Genomic DNA, 17763 nt, shown 5'->3' with positions numbered 1-17763 from the left:
GCGATACGCTCCTGTGCGTATATATGCATATAAAGCAACTCTGCATAGCATTCGAATCAAGCCACCTACCCATCAAAAAGAGCATGGACGCCGAGAGGCAACCCTGGACCGGCCCCGAAGGAGCGAGTAGCTCGGCGGCAGAGGACTTTCCGCTAGAGGACGTCGCCGATGGTGACTGTGGCCGCGGCCATCACCCGGCGCGCGAGCTCGGGGTAGTCGACGGGGGCGGTGGTGTCGACGGTGACGACCGGAGCGAGTGCGAGGGGTTCGGCCAATCGCGCCCACCGGTCCCAGTCCTGCGCCAGATGCGCGTCGTCCTGGTACAGATCCGCGCGGGCGCGGCTGCGAAATCGCGCGAGAGCGACGTCGGACGGGACCGAGCACCAGACCTCCACGGCGCGTGTGGCACCGGAGATCGCGATCCCGTTCGCGGCGTACCGCGTGTCACGAGGCTTGAACCACCAGGAGTCGACCACGACGACGCCGGACAACGCGGCGGCCAGCGCCCACACCGCTTCCATCGCGATCGCTCCGATGTTCGGCAAGACAGCGGTGCCGTCCAGCCCGGAAACCAGTGCCGCTTTGACGAGGTCTTTGCGAATCAGGTGCGCGCGTAGTTCTCGTGCCAGCGGGGGAGCCGACGTCGATTTGCCGGAGCCGGGTAGGCCGTTGACCATGATGAGTAGTTCGCAGATGTGACGAGACCTCCAGAGCGGCCAGCGGCGCCGGGTCGGCGATCCTCTGACCGTCGTCTCGTGATTCTCGTTGCTCCGCAGCATGCTCGGCAAGGCGGCGAGCGTGATGGGGGCAAGAGGCGAGCCGAAAGCCCGATCAGTAACTGGGTGGCTGACTGTTTCCCAAAGCTGGGGATCCGAGCGATGAGGGCCCGCCTACGCTGCATCGCATAGCTCGGCCTGATCGATTGCCCGCGTTGGCCGGACTCGTGGGTAGCACGTGTGGCAAACGTCTGGTTTCGAACCGGGCCCGGCTGGATCAGCGGTAGGCCATGTGCAGGAGGTTGCGGTGGGTGAGGGTCGTGGAGTTCATTTGTGCGGCAGTGTTCCGCTGGCGGATGCGCGGACCGTCTTCTCCGAAGCGGCGATGCGCCTCGGGAAGCATGTGAAACGGATTCCGGACGGCGAGACCGGGATACGGGACAACTGGGTGGTGTGGCAGCTGCCCAAGATGCAGGCACATCCCGACCTGGAAACCGTTCCTCCGCCGAGCCCGGAGTACGGGCCGAGCGAACGGGTGCAGCCCAAGCCCGGCGTGGACGCGGCATCGATCGACTTCGGTCCGTTGGGGTACGCGGAGGCGGCGGTGGAATCCTGGCAGGTATTCCAGCAGTTGCGCGCGGATGGCACGATCCCGGCGGGCATCCGGTTCCAAGTGAGCCTGCCGACTCCGATCGCGGTGATCGGGGCGTTCGTTGCGGGACCGCAGGGGGAGTTGGAACGCCGATACGAAGCGCGCCTGCTCGACGAGCTGGCCGCCATCGTCGCGGCGATACCGGCGGAAGACCTTGCTGTGCAATGGGATGCCGCGGTCGAGTTCGCCATTTTCGAGGGGATCTTCCCGTCTTGGTTCGGTTCGGACTACGCGACGCAGCTGGAGGAAGTGGGGCAGCGTCTGGTCCGGCTGGGCGCCGCGGTGCCCCGACCGGTCGAGCTCGGCTACCACCTCTGTTACGGCGACTTCGGGCACCGGCACTTCGCCGAACCCGCCGACACCGGCCGGCTCGCGGCGGTCGCAGGCCGGATCCTGGCCGGGCTGCAGCGGCCGGTCAACTGGATCCACTTGCCGGTCCCGCGTTCGCGTACCGACGCGGACTATTTCAAGCCCCTTGCCGATCTCGCCCTTCCGGCCGAGACGGATCTGCACCTCGGGTTGGTGCACGCCACCGATGGCCGTGCGGGCGCGCTGCAGCGCATCGAAGCCGCCCGTTCTGTGGTCGCCGACTTCGGCATCGCCACCGAGTGCGGCATGGGACGCCGGCCTGCGGAGCAGATTCCGGCGCTGTTCGACCTGCACGCGGAACTGGCCGACATGCTGGGTTGAGTTCCCGGACCGCGGCGCCGGGCCTGTTTCGGGGTTGGGCCCGGCGCCGAGGCGCGGCCGTGAGTCGCGGGCCGGTAGGGTGATGCGTCGGGGCCGGACAGGTCGGTCTGGGAATGGGGGGAGTGGGATGCAGGATCTCTATGTGGTGAGTCACCCGCATGCGGAGCACACCGAACATGATCTCGTGGGTGGGTGGTACGACTCGGAACTGACGCCGCGCGGACGGCGCGAGGCATGTCTTGTCGCCGCCGAGTTGGTACGTCGGCGTGACGGTGCGGTACGGCCGGTGCGGATCACGACGTCGGATCTGGCCCGTTGTGTGGAGACGGCGCGATTTATCGAGGCCGAGTTCGGCGTTCCGGTGACGGTCGATCAGCGGTTGCGGGAGATCAGTTTCGGCGAAGCGGGCGGCCGGCCGAATGCGTGGCTCGCCCAGCGGCAGGTTCCCGCACCGGATCACGATCGGCTCGACCATCGCGGGCCGATCCATGGTGCGGAGACGCGGCGTGAGGTCGCGACACGGGTGGGCGCGTGCGTGCGTGAGTTGATGGCCGACGCCGAGCACGACCATATCGTCGTCACGCACGGCTACGCGCTGACTTTCGTCATCACCACTTGGATGATGCTGCCGGTGGAGGCGGTCGGTTTCGCGTCGTTCGCGACTTCGCCCGGCGCGATCACCCATTTGCGGCACGATGATTACTGGCGCAACCGCTCGATGGTGAGCCTGGCGGACACGTCTCATCTGAGGGGCGGGGAGGGCTGATTGCTTCCCCGGAGCGTCGATGCACCTCTAGTTGACATAATGTCGATTATCGGCGCGATTTCGGCGCGGGTCGGCGAGGTGGCTTACGGCTGGTTTTCCGTTGCTTCGCAGCTTGTTTGGGCGTGCCACCGAGTCGGTCTCGGGTCTCGGGCGGTCGATGTCGTTGCCGGATCGGCGGGACGCTCGGCGGGTTTGTCCGGTTGGTGAAAATTTTTCGGTGTTTCTTGCCTTGCTTGGTGAATCTTGGGATTTCTCTAGATTGACCTCCCCTGAGCTAGCTCCGGAGTGTATGTAAACGTCACAGTGACGAATCGTAGGGTGCTGCCGGGTGTTGGGTGGTTGCCGCGCATGGGTCCAGTGATCGGTGATTGGCTCTGGTTGTGGTGGCCAGTTGTGGGCACGCTGGGTCGGTGCTGGTTCGTCGGTTGGTCGCGTTGTACGCGGGTTTGTGGTTGTACGGGTTGTCGATGGCGGGGATGGTGCGGGCTGGGCTCGGGCTGGATCCGTGGGATGTGTTCCATCAAGGCGTGGCGCGGCATGTGCCGGTCAGTTTCGGTGCGGTGACGGCGATTACCGGTGTCGTGGTGCTGTTGGCCTGGATTCCGTTGCGGCAGATGCCCGGTTTGGGCACCGTGAGCAATGTCGTGGTGATCGCGGTATCGGTCGACACGGGACTGGCGTGGTTGCCGTCGTGGGATGCGATGGTGGTGCGGGTCGGCGCCATGGGGGCCGCGGTCGTGCTGAATGCGGTGGCCAGTGTGTTGTACATCGGGGCGGGTATGGGTCCGGGTCCGCGGGATGGACTGATGACTGGACTGGTTCGGCGGACCGGTCGATCGGTGTGGGTGGTGCGCACGGCGATCGAGGTGGCGGTGTTGACGACGGGGTTTGTGCTCGGCGGCAGTGTCGGCATCGGTACGTTGGTGTACGCCTTTGGGATCGGCCCGCTGATCCATTTGATGATTCCCGCGGTGAACCGATTCCTGCCGGGATTTGCGGCGCCGAAGCCGGCGCCTGTTGTCGAGGTGGCTGCGGGGGTCCCGACCGCTTAGTCGGGTGGCCAGGGCTCCCCTACTCTCTCCCCGCAAGAGCATCCTAATCGTCACTGTGACGCTTCTAGTCGCGGATCCGGAAGAGAACCATGCGCGCTGGCCGCGGCACCACGATGCTCGAGACGCTGTTCGTTCGGCGCCGATCGGTCATGGCCGGCGGGGTTCGTGGCGCCACGAGTGCCGTGTCCGCGTTCAGCTGGAGATGCGGGCTTGGATGCCGTCGAGGAGGAAGTCGAGCCCGGTCCGGAAGGTTTGGTCGGCGTCCAGGTGTGCGGCATCGCGGATGACGGTGGCCAGCGCGGGGAATCGGCCGGTTGCGAAGGTTCGCTGTAGATAGGGTCCGAAGGATACCTGCCACTGTTGCCTGTCCATCCCGGTGGTCCGCTCGGCGCGCCGCTCGGTGATCTCGCGGCGGACCGCGCCGATCACGTACGCGTTGACGGCGTCGACCACGGGCATGATGGCGTCCACGTCGACACCGTTCATCGCGGCCACCACGGCCTCTCCCCTGGCCAGCGCGTGCGGCCCGAGTTGGGGTCGTCCTCCGATCAGGTCGGCGAGCCATTCGTGCTGATGGGCGGCCTGGCGGGTGGTTTCGGCAAGGGAGCGCAGCACTTCTCGCCAACTGTCTCCGGCGGGCCGGATCTCGGCGTAGACCGCATCGACCATCAGGTCGAGCAACTCGTCCTTGGTGGCGATGTAGCCGTACAGCCGCATCGGTCCGACGTTCAGTGCGGCGGCTACCTTGCGCAGCGACACGGCCGCCAGACCGTCCGCATCGGCCAGCCGGATCGCCGCTTCTACGATCCGTTCCCGGCTCAATGGGGCGGGTGTCGGTCGTTCCGGCGGCTCGGGCCTCTCCCACACCAACATGCCGATGACCATACATCGCACCGTTCGATACAGTGTATCGACACGTGCGGTGTATCGAAGGAGGGTCATGGACATCGCGATCGTCGGAGCCGGGCTGGGCGGTCTGACTCTCGCCCGAGTGCTGCATGTGAACGGCATCGACGCCGTCGTGTACGAACGTGAACTCGCGCGCCACGCGCGTGATCAGGGCGGCATGCTCGACATCCATTCCGGGCAGCGTGCGCTGCGCGAGGCCGGTCTGATCGACCGGTTCCACGCGATCGCCCGCGGTGAAGGGCAGGACATGCGGCTTCTGCAACCGGACGGCACGTTGCTGCTCCGGGAGGACACGCCCGACGACGCCCCACTCGATCGTCCCGAGGTCGACCGCGCCGATCTGCGTGGCTTGCTGCTGGATTCGCTTCCCGTAGACATGGTGCGCTGGGGGCACGCGTTCGACTCGGCCGATAACGGACTGCTGCGTTTCGCCGACGGCGGCAGGGCGTCGTATGACCTGCTGGTCGGCGCGGACGGCGCGTACTCTCGGGTCCGCGCGTTGCTCACCGACGCCCGCCCGGCGCATATCGGCCAGAACGTCGTCGAACTCGGCATTCCCGACATCGACCGTACCCACCCCGATCTCGCGGCGATGGTCGGGCGCGGCAACTATTGGGTGCTCGGCAACGGACTGTCCCTGGCGGCGCAGCGTAACGGCGACGGTCGCGTTCGCATCGGCGTCAGCTTCTATCGCACCGGTGAGGACTGGTTCGCTACCAGCGGGATCCCTTTCGACGACCCGGCCGCGGCTCGGGCGCGGCTGATCGAGTTGCTCTCCGGCTGGGATTTCCGGTTCACCGCGCTGATCGCCGCCTGCGACGACACGGTGGTGCCGCGGTCGATCACCGCTCTTCCGGCGGGTCTGACCTGGCCGTCGAGGCCAGACGTCACGCTGGTCGGCGATGCGGCGCATCTGATGCCGCCGGTGGGCGAGGGCGCCAACATGGCGATGATCGACGGCGCCGTGCTGGGCCTCGCGCTGGCCGCGCACCCGGACGACTTGCCCGCCGCGGTCGAGGAATACGAACGCGAGATGTTCGAACGCACGAGCGCTGCCGCCCGGATGTCCGCGCGGGTGCAGGAGATCTTGATGTCGCCGGACGCCGGCCGGAAGATGCTCGAATTCTTTCAACCCGGCTGACACGTGACCGATGCGGCTCCTGGAGCTGTCGAACTGTTGCGGCGGGGTGTCCCATAGGATCGGCTTCGTCGGTGAACTAGTTCGATCGGCTGCGTGCCCAGATATTCGCTGCGGTCGTCTCTTCGGGTGATCGGATCGGGCGTCGACCGCGTGGGAGGTCGGCGCGGATGCTCGGTTGGTCGTACCTCGCGACGCGCTGGTGGCCCTCCGGTGTGGGAGGTCGGCTCGAAGGTTGGTACGCACGAGACGGTCTGGTGCGAACGGTCATCGAAGACTTTGCCGATGAACATGTGGCGGCGGGCAGCTTGTGCGGGTGACAATCCGGGTGTGTCCGCTCTGCTGCCCGATGTGGTCGCCGCCGACGTGTTCGCGGCCGGGTCTCAGCCCGTTCTGCGGGGTGAGGCGGTGTTGTTGCGGCCGTGGGTGAAGGCCGATGCGGCGGTGATCCGGGCGGTCTATCAGGATCCGGAGATCCAACGCTGGCATGTGCGCGACGTCGTGTCCGAGGGTGAGGCGCTGGAGTTGATCACGCGCTGGCGGGCGGGGTGGCGCGATGGTGACGGTCCGCAGTGGGCGGTCGTGGTCGGTGGTGTGGTGGCGGCGCGGGTCGGGTTGCGGGGGATGTCGCCGCCGGATGGGTCGGCGGGGATCGCGTACTGGACAGCTCCGGGATGGCGGGGACGTGGGGTGACGCCCGCGGCGGTGGAGACGGTGACCCGGTGGGCTTTCGGCGTGGGTTTCCATCGGTTGGAGGTGTCGCATTCGGTGCGCAATCCGGCGTCGTGCCGTGCGGCGGTGAAGGCGGGGTTCGCGCCGGAGAGTGTCCGGCGTAGTGCGGGGTTGCACGTGGATGGTTGGCACGACATGCATCTGCATGCCCGTATCCGTCCACCATAGAGATCTGTACGGAATGAGCTGTCCCAGATAGCCTGTGGGAAGTGATCCGGCAGAAGGTGAAAATTGATGAGCGCTACCACCATTGCCCGCCAGTGCACCCTGTGTGAGGCGCACTGCGGAATCCTTGTCACGGTCTCCGGTGATCAGGTGACGCGGATCGAGGGCAATCCGCAGGATGTGCTGTCGAAGGGGTACATCTGCCCGAAGGCGACGGCGATGGGCGGGTTGCACCACGATCCGGATCGGTTGCGTACGCCGGTGCGGCGGGTGGGTTCGTCGTTCGAGCCGATCGGCTGGGACGAGGCGTTCCGGGAGATCGGGCAGCGGTTGCGGCAGGTGCGTCGGGAGCACGGGAACAGTGCGATCGGTATGTATCTGGGGAATCCGGCCGCGCACAGTTCGTCGGTGCTGTACGCGGTGCTGCTGCGGTCGGTGCTGTTGACGCGGAATTTCTTCTCGGCTTCCTCGATCGATCAGTTCCCGCAGGAGTTCGTCGCGTGGCGGATGTTCGGCTCGAATGTGCTGATGCCGGTGACCGATATCGATCGGACCGATCGGCTGGTGATCCTGGGGGCGAATCCGGCGGTGTCGAACGGGTCGGTGACGACCATGCCGAATGCGAAGCAGCGGATTCGGGACGTGCGGCGGCGTGGTGGGAAGGTCGTGGTGATCGATCCGCGCCGGACGGAGACGGCGCGACTGGCCGATCAGCATGTCGCGGTGGCGCCGGGTGGGGATGTGTATCTGCTGTTGGCGATGTTGCATGTGCTGGTCGCCGAGGACTTGTGTGACGAGAAGGCGATTCGCGCGTCGAGTACGGGCTGGGAGCGGTTGCGTGCGTTGGTGGCCGAGGCGTCGCCGGAGCAGATGGCGCAGTACGCGGGGGTGGATGCGGAGACGATTCGGGGGCTGGCTCGGGAGCACGCGGCGGCGGCCTCGGCGGTGCTGTACGCGCGGATCGGGGTGTGTCAGCAGGTGACCGGCACGTTGACGCATTGGCTGGTGAACACGATCAACGCGGTGACGGGCAACCTGGATCGGGCGGGTGGTCAGATGTTCGCGACGCCGCCGATCGACGCGCCGCGGTATGCGAAGTATCTGCCGATGGGGTACGGGGCGTGGACCGACAGCTCGGGAACCTACAAGTCGTTCCGCTCGGAGTTGCCGGTGGCGGCGCTGGCGGAGGAGATGTTGACCGAGGGGCCGGGCCGGATCCGCGCGATGATCACGTATGCGGGCAATCCGGTGTTGTCCACGCCGCAGCGCGGCCGGTTGGGCGCGGCGCTGGACGGGCTGGATTTCTATGTGGCCGTGGACATGTACGTCACGGAGACGACGCGGCACGCGGACATCATCCTGCCACCGATCTCGCCGTTGGAGCGCGAGGACGTCAACATCCTGTTCCCGATGTTCAGTGTGCGCAACAATCTGCGTTTCGACGCGCGGGTGTTCGAGCCGCCTGCCGATGGGCTGGAGGATTGGCAGATCATGGCGCGGCTGGTCACCGAGGTGGTGCCGTTGCCGGCGCGCCGGTTCACCGCGCGGGTGCTGAACGCGTTGTTCGATCGGGTCAGTCCCGTGCGGATCGCGGCGCTCGGGGTGGCGGCGGGGCCGTATGGGGTGTTGCGGCGGGGCCGCCGGGGTTTGACCGTGGGTAAGGCGCGTGCGTCGGCGGGCGGCATCGATCTGGGGCCGTTGCGGCCGAGGTTGCGGTCGTTGCTCGGGACGAAGGATCGGAAGGTGCATGTGGCGCCGGAGGATTTCGTGGCGGCGGCACGTGAGGTGCTTGCGGACGCGCGGCGGGGTAGGGCGGTGACCGCGCCTGCGGACGGGTACGACTTGAAGTTGATCGGTCGTCGTCATCTGCGCAGCAACAATTCGTGGCTGCACAATGTGCCGTCGATGGTGAAGGGTCGGGATCGGTGCACGGCGTTGATGCATCCGCAGGATGCGGCGGCGCGTGGGTTGCGTGATGGTGAATCGGTGACGGTGCGTTCGCGGACCGGTTCGATCGTGGTGCCGTTGGAGGTCAGCGACGATATCCGGGCCGGGACGGTGGCGATTCCGCACGGGTGGGGGCATCAGGAGCCCGGTGTCGGATGGACGGTGGCGGCGTCACTGCCCGGCGCGAATGTGAACCTGCTGCACGATCCGGCGTTGACGGACACGTTCTCGGGCACGGCGGCGGTGAACAACACGTGGGTGACGGTGACGCGTGCGTCTGTCGAGAACGACGAGGGCGTCGGAGTGAGTGAGAACGTGTCCGCGGTGACCGCCTGAGGCGGTGCGGGTGATGCCGTTTTGCGCCGACTGCCGGTTCCGCGTGTGCGCGGTGATCCGGTAGCCGACGTCGGGTGTGCTGCTTCTGTGCTGTTCCCCTCCCCTGGCGTGCGCCGTGTGCGGGTTGGAGGCGGGTGCCGTGTTGTGCAATCGGGCGTATCCGACATCCTTTCCCGGGGGTGCCCGGGTAGAGGACAGCGCGCGATCGGATCTCGTCGGTGGTGCGGGCAGGCGGGTGCGGAACGGTGGTGCGTCCGGGGTGGTCCGGGGCACGTAGCTGTGGCCGATCAGGATAGCGGCGCGAGCGGAATTGCCGTGTCCACCGCGGTTCGGTGCCGGATCGTCACGCGGGTTCGATGCGGGCGGGGACGTGTTTGTGCCAGGGGGTGCCCGCGATGGCGTCGCGCCAGGTGAGGTCGGTGAGGTCGTTGGGGGCGACGCCGGTGCGGCGGGTGCCGTCGCCGGTGGGCAGGTCCAAGCCGAGGCCGTTGGGCAGGGAGGCGTGGCCGGGTTGCATGCGGTCGTTGGTTTCCACGGTGGCGACGGCGCTGCCGCGGCGGGTGGTGATGCGGGCTCGGTCGCCGGTGGTGAGGCCGAGGCGGGCGGCGTCGCCGGGGTTGAGGCGTAGTGCGCCTTCGGGGTCGCGGCGCCGCCAGGTGTCGTCGCGGAAGATGGTGTTGGCGGTGAAGGAGCGGCGCTCCCCCGCTGCCAGCACGAACGGGAATTCCGGGGTGGTGTGGGTGGCTGGTGTGGTGGCGAGTTCGCGCAGGGCGTGCAGGAGTTCGGGGATGGCCAGTGGGATGCGTTTATCGGCGTGTGGGAGGTAGTCCCAGGCGTCGTCGTAGTCGTCGAGGGTGAAGGTGACTCCGGAGCGGCCGGCGAGGATGGCGTCGAACAGTGTGTCGGCGTCGCGGTGTCCGGCGCGGCGCATCGCGGCTGGGTAGACCTTGGCGACGCGCTGGGCCAGTGCCCACAGCACGGCCGCGGAGCGCGCGCCGTCGGGCAGGGTGGGGCCGAGGGTTTCGTACAGCAGGTAGGGGGCGAGGCCGCGGAGGGATTTGTTCGTGGCCAGCAGGGCGGCGAAAGTCCAGGCGTAGGGGCGTCGTCCGAGTTTCGCGGCGGTGCGCAGCAGGGCGAGTGTGCCGCGGCCGACGGCGTGGAGTTCGCGTAGCAGTCGGGCGTGGATCTCGGGTTCGGGCAGGGTGCCGGGGAGCGGGTCGAGGACGGGGGCGCGCAGGTGGAAGGGTTGTGCGGGAATTCGAGGTTGAAGAAGGTGGCTTCCCATTTCTCGAATTGGCTGGCGGCGGGTAGGACGTAGTCGGCGTGGCGGGCGGTTTCGGTGAGGGCGATGTCGATGACGACGACCAGGTCCAGGGTGTGCAATGCGTCGCGGAACGCGGTGGAGTCGGCCAGGGAGTGGGCGGGGTTGGCGGATTCGATGATCATCGCGCGGAAGCGGTCGGGGTGGTCGGTGTCGATTTCTTCGGCGATGGCGTTGCAGGGCAGCATGCCGCCGAACAGGGGTGCGCCGGTGACGGGGCTGCGTTTGACCTCGCGGCTGTAGCCGGCCAGGGGTGCCATCCAGGAATGGGGTTGCATGGCGCCGGGTTTGGCGAAGTTGCCGGTCAGCAGCCACAGCAGTTTGTTCAGGTAGGAGATGAGGGTGCTGTTGGGGCTCTGCTGGACGCCGAGGTCTTCGTAGGTGGCGACGCTGGTCGCGGCGGCGATGCGGTGGGCGGTGCTGCGCAGGAGGTTTTCGGGGACACCGCAGATGTCGGCGTAGGCGGGGACGTCGATGTGTGCGAGGTCGGTGCGGACAGTGTCGGATCCGGTGGTGTGTGCGGTGAGGAAGGTGTGGTCGAGCAGGTCGTCCTGGACGAGGATCGCCAGGAGGGCGGCCAGGCACCAGGCGTCGGTGCCGGGACGTAGTTGCAGGTGGATGTCGGCGAGGTCGGCGGTTTCGGTGCGCACCGGGTCGATGACGATCATGGTGCGGGCGGGGTCTTTGGCGATCTGTTGCAGGACGGTGCGGGCGCGGGGGACGCCGTGGGACTGCCAGGGGTTTTTGCCGAGGAAGATCGATACTTCGGCGTGGTCGAAGTCGCCGGTGGTGTGGCCGCCGGTGAGGTGGGCGTCGACCCATCCTTCGCCGGTCTTCTCCTGGGCCAGGGCGCTGGAGCGGTAGCGGCTGCCGAGGGCGCGGCGCAGGGCGGTGCTGTAGGCGCCGCCGAGGTGGTTGCCCTGTCCCCCGCCGCCGTAGTAGAAGATCTTGTCGCCGCCGTAGGTGTCCTTGACCGTGGTCAAGCGGGCTGCGATCTCGGAAATGGCGGTGTCCCAGCCGATTTCGGTGAAGGTGCCGTCCGGTTCGCGGCGCAGCGGGGTGGTGAGCCTGGTTGCGCCGTTCTGGTAGTGGTCCAGACGTAGTGCCTTGTTGCAGGTGTAGCCGGCGGAGGCGACGTGGTCTTTGTCGCCGCGGATCTTGGCGAAGCGGCGGTCGTCGAGCTGGATGAGCAGTCCGCAGTTGTTCTCGCACAGGATGCAGGCGGTCTTGTGCCACGGTGCGGTGGCGGCGGGGGTGGTCATCGGCTCACCTGGTCGACGCGGGTGCCGTCCAGCCAGGGTTGCGGGTCGGCGAGGAAGGGGGTGTCGGCGAGACGGTCGAGGTCCTGGAAGAAGGCTCGGGTGGTGCGGGCGGCCGCGGCTGTGGTGCCGACGGAGACGAATCCGGCTTGTTCGGCGTCCAGGCCGCGGGAGAGGGTTTTGTCGGGTCCGAAGTAGACGGCGCGTTTGAGTTCGGCGACGGCGACGGGGTTGCGGGCGGCCAGCCGCGCCGCGGTGGCCTGGGTCTGGGCGAGGAGGTCGGCGGCGGGCAGCAGACGGTGGACCAGGCCGAGGCGCAATGCTTCGCGGGCGGTGAACGGTGTGCCTTCGAGGGTGATCTCGATGGCTTTGGCGGCGCCGAGCAGGCGGGTGAGGCGTTGGGTGGCGCCGCCGCCGGGGATGAGGTTGGCCAGTGTCTCGATCTGGCCGAGGCGTACGTGGTCGGCGTCGGCGGCGTAGCGCAGGTCGCAGGCCAGTGCGATCTCGTGGCCGCCGCCGAGTGCGGGTCCGTTGACGGCGGCGAGGTAGGCGACGCCGGAGCGGTTCATCCGCAGGGTGGTGCGTTTCCAGCGGTGGCCCCAGACCAGGCCGGCGCCGAGGCCTCCGCCGTGGCGTTCGACCATTCCCGCGGCGCCGGGTACGCGCAGCGCGGCCGCGGCGGCACGCAGGAACGGGGCGGCGGCGCGGGCGGGGACGAAGGGGTGGGGCCGTTCGATCATGCCGCTGAGGGCGGCGGGATCGGCGTGGGTGAGGAAGCGGCCGGGCAGGCCTCCGGTGAGCACGACCGCGCCGATCGTGTCGTCGGTGTCGGCCGCGGCGGTGAGGGTGTCGAGGTCGCGGACGACGGCGGTGGTGACGAAGTTCAAGGGTGGTGCGACGACGCGTGCGGTCAGTACCCGCCCGGTCTGTTCGAGTTGGATGGTTTCCAGGTGCAGGTCGGCGGCGGGCATCGGCGGCTCCTTCGGTGCGCATGTCAGCGGTCGGAAGGCGAGATGGTGTCCGCGCGAGGGTGATTCGGGGGTGGCGCGGCCCTTGTTCCCGACTATGGCATTCACCATAGTCGGTGTGTCAAGGGTTGATGCGGGCTGCGGTGGGGTGGGTCAGCTCGCGGCGGGCATCAGCTCGTGCAACGTGGCGAGGGCGTCGTCGAGAGGCGTGATGTCGCGCTGGACCCGGCACAGCGCGATGGCGCCTTCGAACGCGGCGACCGTCAGCGTGGCCAGGCGGTGCGCGCGGTCGGCGGGCACGTTGTGACGGGTCAGCATCCCGGTGAGGGCTTGTTGCCAGCGGCGGAAGATCTCCCCGGCGAGGCGGGCGAACTCCGGGGTTTCGTCGTTGGTCTCGACGGCGACCGCGAAGATCGGGCAGCCGGCCCGGAAATCGCTGTCGAGCAGGGTGCGCCGCCACATCGCGGCGAAGCGGTCCAGCGCGGTCGCGGGTTCGTTGTCGCCGGTCAGACGTTCGATGAAGGTCGACATCAGCTCCCCCGCGGTGCCGAGGGCGTCGGTGATCAGTTCGGTGCGTCCGCCGGGAAAGTGGTGGTACACCGACCCGCGTGGAGCGCCGGTGGCGGCCAGGACCCGATCGACGCTGGTGGCCGTGGCGCCGTGCACGCGCAGGGAGTCGATCGCGCCGTCGATCATGCGCTGCCGTGCCTGGCCCCTGGGTGGGCGTGGGGCTTGGGCGTTGCGGGATCGACGTGTGGTTGCCATACCGCCATACTAGGGCGTCCACCTGCTATGGGTTCTCGGTGGGGGACCGGCTCGGCCGGTCCGCGACGACGAGGGTCACGCGGTGGGCTTCTGTACCCGGTCGCCGTGGAATTCCAGCAGCGCCGTGAGGGTCTGCTCGGGTGCTTCCAGTTGCGGGTAGTGGCCGATGCGGGGCAGTTCCACCACGTCGGGAGTGGTGATCAGCTCGCGATAGCGGCGCGCCATATGGCCGCCGGAGACCGGGTCGGTGACGCCGTCGACGAACCGGATGGGGATCTGAGCCTGCTGCAGCGCGCCCACCCAGCGCTGCCGATGCCTGCGTCGTTCGGCCATATAGCGGATGAGCTTGTGGCCGTTGCGTTTGCCGTGCTTGCTGCACCACAGCAGCCAGAATTGGTGCAGTTCGACGTCGGTGGGTTTGGTGTCGGGTCCGAACACCGCGGCCAGGCTGCGGTGGAAGGTGCGTTCGCTACCGAGGACACCGACCAGCGGGCCGAGTGGGCCGGCCAGCAGTCGCTGCACCGGGCGGGGGCGGTGCGCTTCGGGGAACAGGCCGCCGTTGAGCAGGAACACCGAGTCGAGCACCAGGGATTCGTCGCCGGCCGCGCGGCGTTCGGCGTCGCGGGCCAGCAGTTCCTGGGCGACGCTGTCGCCGTAGTCGTGGGCGAGGATGTGGTAGCGGCCGATGCCCTGTTCGCGCAGCAGATTCTCGTGGATGTCGGCTTGGTCGGTGATGCGGTAGTCGTAGTGACGGGGTTTGGCCGACCAGCCGAAACCGATCATGTCGGGGGCGATGACGCGGGCGAACCGTTCGCACAGACCGGGCCAGATGCGATGCCAGTCCCAGGACGCGGTGGGAAATCCGTGGATGCACACCAGCGTCCCGTCGGCGCCTGCGCCTCCGTCGCGCCAGAAGATCTGGTGGCCGCGATGAGTGTGGCGTCGTCCGTTCGCCCGCCAGGACGCGAACTCCTCCATATCTACCTCCTTGTCGTCGACAAGCATGGCGCGTGGGTGCGCCCGGGCACAGTAGTTCGGTGGACCGCGCACGTGTCATCTACCGCGCGGTCCATTTGCCGATCGTGCGCTCTGCGAGAATTCCACCGTGCATGTCGCGATCGGCCTGGTTGTTCTCGTCGCGTCGGCGGCCGCGTTGGCGGCGCTGGCGCGTCGGTTCGGGGTGTCCGAACCGCTGGTACTGACGGTGGGCGGGGTCGCGGCGTCGTATCTGCCGTTCGTGCCGGAGATCCACCTGGAACCGGAGATCATTCTGCTCGGTTTCCTGCCTCCTTTGCTGTATACCGCCGCGATCCGCACGTCGCTGGTGGATTTCCGGGCGAATGTGCGCACGATCGCGTTGTTGTCGGTCGGATTGGTGTTGTTCACGACGTTCGCGGTGGCGGTGGTGGTGTGGTGGCTGCTGCCGGTGCCGTTCGCGGTCGCCGTGGCGTTGGGTGCGGTGGTGGCTCCGCCGGACGCGGTGGCCGCGACGGCGGTGGCGCGGCGGATCGGGATGCCGCGGCGGATCGTGACGATCCTGGAGGACGAGTCGCTGTTCAACGACGCGACCGCGTTGGTGGCGTTACGGACCGCGCTGGCCGCGACGGCGGGCACGGTGTCGGTGTGGGCGGCCGGGGCCGACTTCCTGCTGGCGGCCGGTGGCGGCGCGGCGGTCGGGGTGGTGGTGGCCTATCTGCTGGCGATGCTGCGGCGCCGCATCACAGATCCGGTGATGGACACGACGCTGTCGTTCCTGGCGCCGTTTGCGGCGTACCTGCCCGCCGAGGGGATTCACGCCTCGGGGGTGATCGCGGTGGTGGTGTGCGGCATGATCCTCGGGCACAACGCGCCGGCCTGGCAGAGCGCCGCCTCGCGCATCGCCGAGCGCATCAACTGGCGCACGATCCAGTTCATCCTGGAAAGCGCGGTGTTCGTGCTGATCGGGTTGCAGGTGCGCGGGATCGTGGAGGGTGCGTGGCACAGCGAACTCGATCACGCCACCCTGGTGGGGTCGGCGCTGGCGGTGCTGGCCACCACGATGCTGGCGCGGCCGATCTGGGTGTTCGGCTCCTCGCTGGTGTCGCGCAGCCTCGGTGGCGGCGCGGCGGTGGGAGTGCGTGAGCTGGTGGTGGTGTCCTGGGCGGGGATGCGTGGTGTGGTGACGTTGGCGGCGGTGCTGCTGCTGTCGCCGGACACGCCGTTGCTGGCGGTGCTCAAGCTGCTGGCGCTGGTGGTGGCGGGAACGCTGCTGGTGCAGGGCACGTCGCTGCCGTGGCTGGTGCGGTGGCTGCGGTTGCGTGCGCCCAGTCGCGCCGAGGACGCGTTGCAGAAGGCGAATGTGTTGCAGCAGGCGACGGCGGCCGGTTTGGCGGCGCTCGAACAGCAGATCACACCGGATACGCCGCCCGGTGTCGTGCAGACGTTGCGTGATCGCGTCTCGTGGAAGGCGAATGCGGCGTGGGAGCGGCTCGGGCGGGCGGAGTCCGAACAGGTGACCCCGACCGCGGAGTACCGGCGGCTGCGGTTGGCGATGTTGCAGGCCGAACGCGAAACGGTGTTGCGGGTGCGCGATTCGGGCCATGTCGATTACGAGATCCTGCAGCACGTGCTGGCGCAACTGGATCTGGAGGAGTCGATCATCGATCGGTTCGACGAGGCCGAGGAGGAACGCGTCGAACCGCTGGCCGCGCCTGCGGCCCAGGAGGCGTGCGCGCATCTGCGGGAAGCGCCGCTGGTGCGTGCCTACGCCGGGCCCGACGAATGCGCCGAGTGCGTCGCGGAGGGGCTGGCGTGGGTGCATCTGCGGATGTGCCTGGCGTGCGGGCACGTGGCCTGCTGCGACTCCTCGCCGGGCAATCACGCGACGAAGCATCACGGGGCCAGTGGTCATCCGGTGATGCGCAGCGTGGAGCCGGGTGAGGCGTGGCGCTGGTGTTTCGTCGATGAACTGCTCGGGTGAGGGGCGGGTCAGCGCTGGGCGTGGGAGTAGATCAGGCGTGCGTATTCGGCCAGCAGTTGGTCCAGTGACAGGTTCTCCCCGCCCGCGGCGATCTGCTGGTAGCCGACGAGCATGGCCATGCCGAGCGAGGTGACCACGGCGGCGGTGTCGTCGTCGCCGACGACACCTTTGATCGCTTTGTGCACGGTGCGCCTGCGGGATTCGTCGACGCGCTTGAGGGCGAGGTTGACCGATTCGTCGTTGGCCGCCCAGGCGCGGATGGCGGCTTCGGCGGCGTGATGCAGTCCGGCGGCGAGGTCGGACATGGCGCGGATGTCGTCGTCGGGATTGCCTTGGTTGAACGGCATGGTGCCCAGGATGCGCACTTGCCGGTTCTCCCAGTGCTCGAGCAGGGCGTCGACGAAGCCCTGCCAGCTGCCGAAGTGGTGATAGAACGATCCGCTGGTGACGCCGAGTTGCCGGCACAGCACCCCGATGTTCAGGCCTTTGAAGCCGAGTTCGGCGAGCACTTCCAACCCGGTGTCGAAGTACTGCTCCTTGGTGACCACTCGTGACATACGCGCGCCGTTCTCTCGTTCGGTCAAGGGGGAAGGGACCGAACAGTACCCCATCGTAGCGTCGGGCGGACCGCGCTCGGGAAGTACCGATGCGTACGCCGAGAAGACGCGTCGGTACCTGTTACCTGCTGAGATATTCAGCGCCCGTAGGTGATCTGGTCGCGGAAGAACGCACCCCTATAACAGAGCAATTGCTCTGTTATAGTGGCGCCATGCCCCGCCCCCGCACGCACGACCCCGACACCGTGCTCGACGCCGCGGAAACGCTGGCCGTTCGCTCCGGCCCCGCCGCGGTCACCACGCGCGCGGTCGCCGCCGTCACCGGCGTGTCCAACGGCGCGATCTACCACACGTTCGGATCACGCGCGGAGCTGCTCGCCCGTACCTGGTTGCGCGCCGCGCGCCGGTTTCTCGACCTGCAAACCGCGCTCGTGGACGCCGCACTCGACCGTGGCGGCGACGTCGAAGCCGTGGTCTCGGCCGCGGAGGCGCCCGCGCTGTTCGCCGAACGGCATCCCGATTCGTCGCGGCTGCTGCTGGCCGTGCGGCGTGAGGAGTTGCTCGGCGAGGTACCCGAGAGTGTCGCCGCCGAGCTGGCGGCCACCGACGCGGTGCTGGTGGAGTTGCTGGTGCGACTGTCGCGGCGGCTGTGGCAGCGCGGCGATCGTCACGCCGTCGACGTCATGACGCTGTGCCTGGTCGATCTGCCCACCGCCGTGCTGCTGCGCCGCGACCGACTGGCCGATCCCCACGCGCGCGAATACCTGCGCGGCGCCGTGCGCGCCGTCCTCGCCGTCGGCCCGCCACCGCCCTGATCTTCGCTCTCACCCC

Annotated in this window: 14 protein-coding genes and 1 pseudogene; 8 read left to right on the top strand and 7 right to left on the bottom strand. The window is 68.2% G+C overall.

Annotated elements, in window-relative coordinates; translation table 11 throughout:
* Positions 1-152: 152 nt before the first annotated feature.
* Positions 153-677 carry an AAA family ATPase gene (locus tag GVY64_RS20285; RefSeq protein ID WP_159843733.1) on the bottom strand — a complete coding sequence of 175 codons (525 nt, stop codon included), beginning with the start codon at positions 675-677 and terminating at the stop codon, positions 153-155.
* Between the two features lie 346 nt (positions 678-1023).
* Between GVY64_RS20285 and GVY64_RS20280 the strand changes: the two genes are divergently transcribed.
* The 3 genes from GVY64_RS20280 to yczE all read left to right on the top strand — a co-directional run bounded on the left by GVY64_RS20280 (position 1024) and on the right by yczE (position 3876).
* A complete protein-coding gene (locus GVY64_RS20280; protein WP_159843730.1) occupies positions 1024-2058 on the top strand; it encodes a hypothetical protein in 1035 nt (344 codons plus the stop codon).
* A 127-nt stretch (positions 2059-2185) separates the two neighbouring features.
* The gene (locus GVY64_RS20275) at positions 2186-2824 is read left to right on the top strand and encodes a histidine phosphatase family protein (RefSeq protein WP_159843728.1); all 639 of its coding nucleotides are present in this window, start codon (positions 2186-2188) and stop codon (positions 2822-2824) included.
* Positions 2825-3234: 410 nt separating this feature from the next.
* A complete protein-coding gene (yczE, locus tag GVY64_RS20270) occupies positions 3235-3876 on the top strand; it encodes a membrane protein YczE (protein ID WP_159843726.1) in 642 nt (213 codons plus the stop codon).
* 192 nt (positions 3877-4068) lie between these two features.
* Here yczE and GVY64_RS20265 read toward each other — a convergent pair whose 3' ends face one another.
* The gene (locus tag GVY64_RS20265; RefSeq protein ID WP_159843723.1) at positions 4069-4749 is read right to left on the bottom strand and encodes a TetR/AcrR family transcriptional regulator; all 681 of its coding nucleotides are present in this window, start codon (positions 4747-4749) and stop codon (positions 4069-4071) included.
* A gap of 67 nt (positions 4750-4816) precedes the next feature.
* On the opposite strand from GVY64_RS20265, the gene GVY64_RS20260 reads away from it, so the two are divergent.
* The 3 genes from GVY64_RS20260 (at position 4817) to GVY64_RS20250 (ending at position 9103) form a co-directional block, all read left to right on the top strand.
* Positions 4817-5926 (top strand): FAD-dependent oxidoreductase, encoded by a 1110-nt coding sequence (locus GVY64_RS20260; protein WP_159843721.1) that lies wholly within the window; start codon positions 4817-4819, stop codon positions 5924-5926.
* Between the two features lie 327 nt (positions 5927-6253).
* Positions 6254-6823 (top strand): GNAT family N-acetyltransferase, encoded by a 570-nt coding sequence (locus tag GVY64_RS20255; protein ID WP_236567012.1) that lies wholly within the window; start codon positions 6254-6256, stop codon positions 6821-6823.
* 66 nt (positions 6824-6889) lie between these two features.
* Positions 6890-9103 (top strand): molybdopterin oxidoreductase family protein, encoded by a 2214-nt coding sequence (locus tag GVY64_RS20250; RefSeq protein ID WP_159843718.1) that lies wholly within the window; start codon positions 6890-6892, stop codon positions 9101-9103.
* A 343-nt stretch (positions 9104-9446) separates the two neighbouring features.
* Here GVY64_RS20250 and GVY64_RS20245 read toward each other — a convergent pair.
* The 4 genes and pseudogenes from GVY64_RS20245 to GVY64_RS20230 form a co-directional block, all read right to left on the bottom strand.
* A pseudogene (locus GVY64_RS20245) lies at positions 9447-11686 on the bottom strand (molybdopterin-dependent oxidoreductase).
* The gene (locus GVY64_RS20240) at positions 11683-12654 is read right to left on the bottom strand and encodes an enoyl-CoA hydratase/isomerase family protein (RefSeq protein ID WP_236567011.1); all 972 of its coding nucleotides are present in this window, start codon (positions 12652-12654) and stop codon (positions 11683-11685) included. The pseudogene GVY64_RS20245 and the gene GVY64_RS20240 overlap by 4 nt, the downstream one beginning before the upstream one ends.
* A 150-nt stretch (positions 12655-12804) precedes the next feature.
* The gene (locus GVY64_RS20235; RefSeq protein ID WP_236567010.1) at positions 12805-13416 is read right to left on the bottom strand and encodes a TetR/AcrR family transcriptional regulator; all 612 of its coding nucleotides are present in this window, start codon (positions 13414-13416) and stop codon (positions 12805-12807) included.
* Positions 13417-13491: 75 nt separating this feature from the next.
* Positions 13492-14394 carry an alpha/beta fold hydrolase gene (locus GVY64_RS20230; RefSeq protein ID WP_159843714.1) on the bottom strand — a complete coding sequence of 301 codons (903 nt, stop codon included), beginning with the start codon at positions 14392-14394 and terminating at the stop codon, positions 13492-13494.
* Positions 14395-14521: 127 nt separating this feature from the next.
* Here GVY64_RS20230 and GVY64_RS20225 point away from each other — a divergent pair, with 127 nt between their 5' ends.
* On the top strand, positions 14522-16375 hold the full coding sequence (locus GVY64_RS20225) for a Na+/H+ antiporter (protein ID WP_159843711.1): 1854 nt from the start codon (positions 14522-14524) through the stop codon (positions 16373-16375).
* Between the two features lie 8 nt (positions 16376-16383).
* Here the strand turns inward: GVY64_RS20225 and GVY64_RS20220 are convergent, their stop codons facing one another.
* Positions 16384-16959 (bottom strand): TetR/AcrR family transcriptional regulator, encoded by a 576-nt coding sequence (locus tag GVY64_RS20220; RefSeq protein WP_236567009.1) that lies wholly within the window; start codon positions 16957-16959, stop codon positions 16384-16386.
* A 185-nt stretch (positions 16960-17144) separates the two neighbouring features.
* Here GVY64_RS20220 and GVY64_RS20215 point away from each other — a divergent pair, with 185 nt between their 5' ends.
* Positions 17145-17747, top strand: coding sequence for a TetR/AcrR family transcriptional regulator (locus GVY64_RS20215; RefSeq protein WP_159843709.1), 603 nt, complete (start codon positions 17145-17147; stop codon positions 17745-17747).
* The last annotated feature ends 16 nt before the right edge of the window (positions 17748-17763 follow it).

It is taken from the genome of Nocardia sp. CY41 (genome assembly GCF_009829325.1).
In the GTDB taxonomy this organism is placed as follows: domain Bacteria; phylum Actinomycetota; class Actinomycetes; order Mycobacteriales; family Mycobacteriaceae; genus Nocardia.
Note: the sequence above shows the minus strand (reverse complement) of the source record. Positions and strands in the feature narration are given on the sequence as shown.

What these genes read in the sequence shown, in the direction of transcription:
- GVY64_RS20275 (WP_159843728.1), top strand. Translation starts at nt 2,186, where the DNA reads ATGCAGGATCTCTATGTGGTGAGTCACCCGCATGCGGAGCACACCGAA.
- GVY64_RS20215 (WP_159843709.1), top strand. Translation starts at nt 17,145, where the DNA reads ATGCCCCGCCCCCGCACGCACGACCCCGACACCGTGCTCGACGCCGCG.
- GVY64_RS20235 (WP_236567010.1), bottom strand. Translation starts at nt 13,416, where the DNA reads ATGGCAACCACACGTCGATCCCGCAACGCCCAAGCCCCACGCCCACCC.
- GVY64_RS20230 (WP_159843714.1), bottom strand. Translation starts at nt 14,394, where the DNA reads ATGGAGGAGTTCGCGTCCTGGCGGGCGAACGGACGACGCCACACTCAT.
- GVY64_RS20285 (WP_159843733.1), bottom strand. Translation starts at nt 677, where the DNA reads ATGGTCAACGGCCTACCCGGCTCCGGCAAATCGACGTCGGCTCCCCCG.
- GVY64_RS20260 (WP_159843721.1), top strand. Translation starts at nt 4,817, where the DNA reads ATGGACATCGCGATCGTCGGAGCCGGGCTGGGCGGTCTGACTCTCGCC.
- GVY64_RS20265 (WP_159843723.1), bottom strand. Translation starts at nt 4,749, where the DNA reads ATGTTGGTGTGGGAGAGGCCCGAGCCGCCGGAACGACCGACACCCGCC.
- GVY64_RS20240 (WP_236567011.1), bottom strand. Translation starts at nt 12,654, where the DNA reads ATGCCCGCCGCCGACCTGCACCTGGAAACCATCCAACTCGAACAGACC.
- GVY64_RS20250 (WP_159843718.1), top strand. Translation starts at nt 6,890, where the DNA reads ATGAGCGCTACCACCATTGCCCGCCAGTGCACCCTGTGTGAGGCGCAC.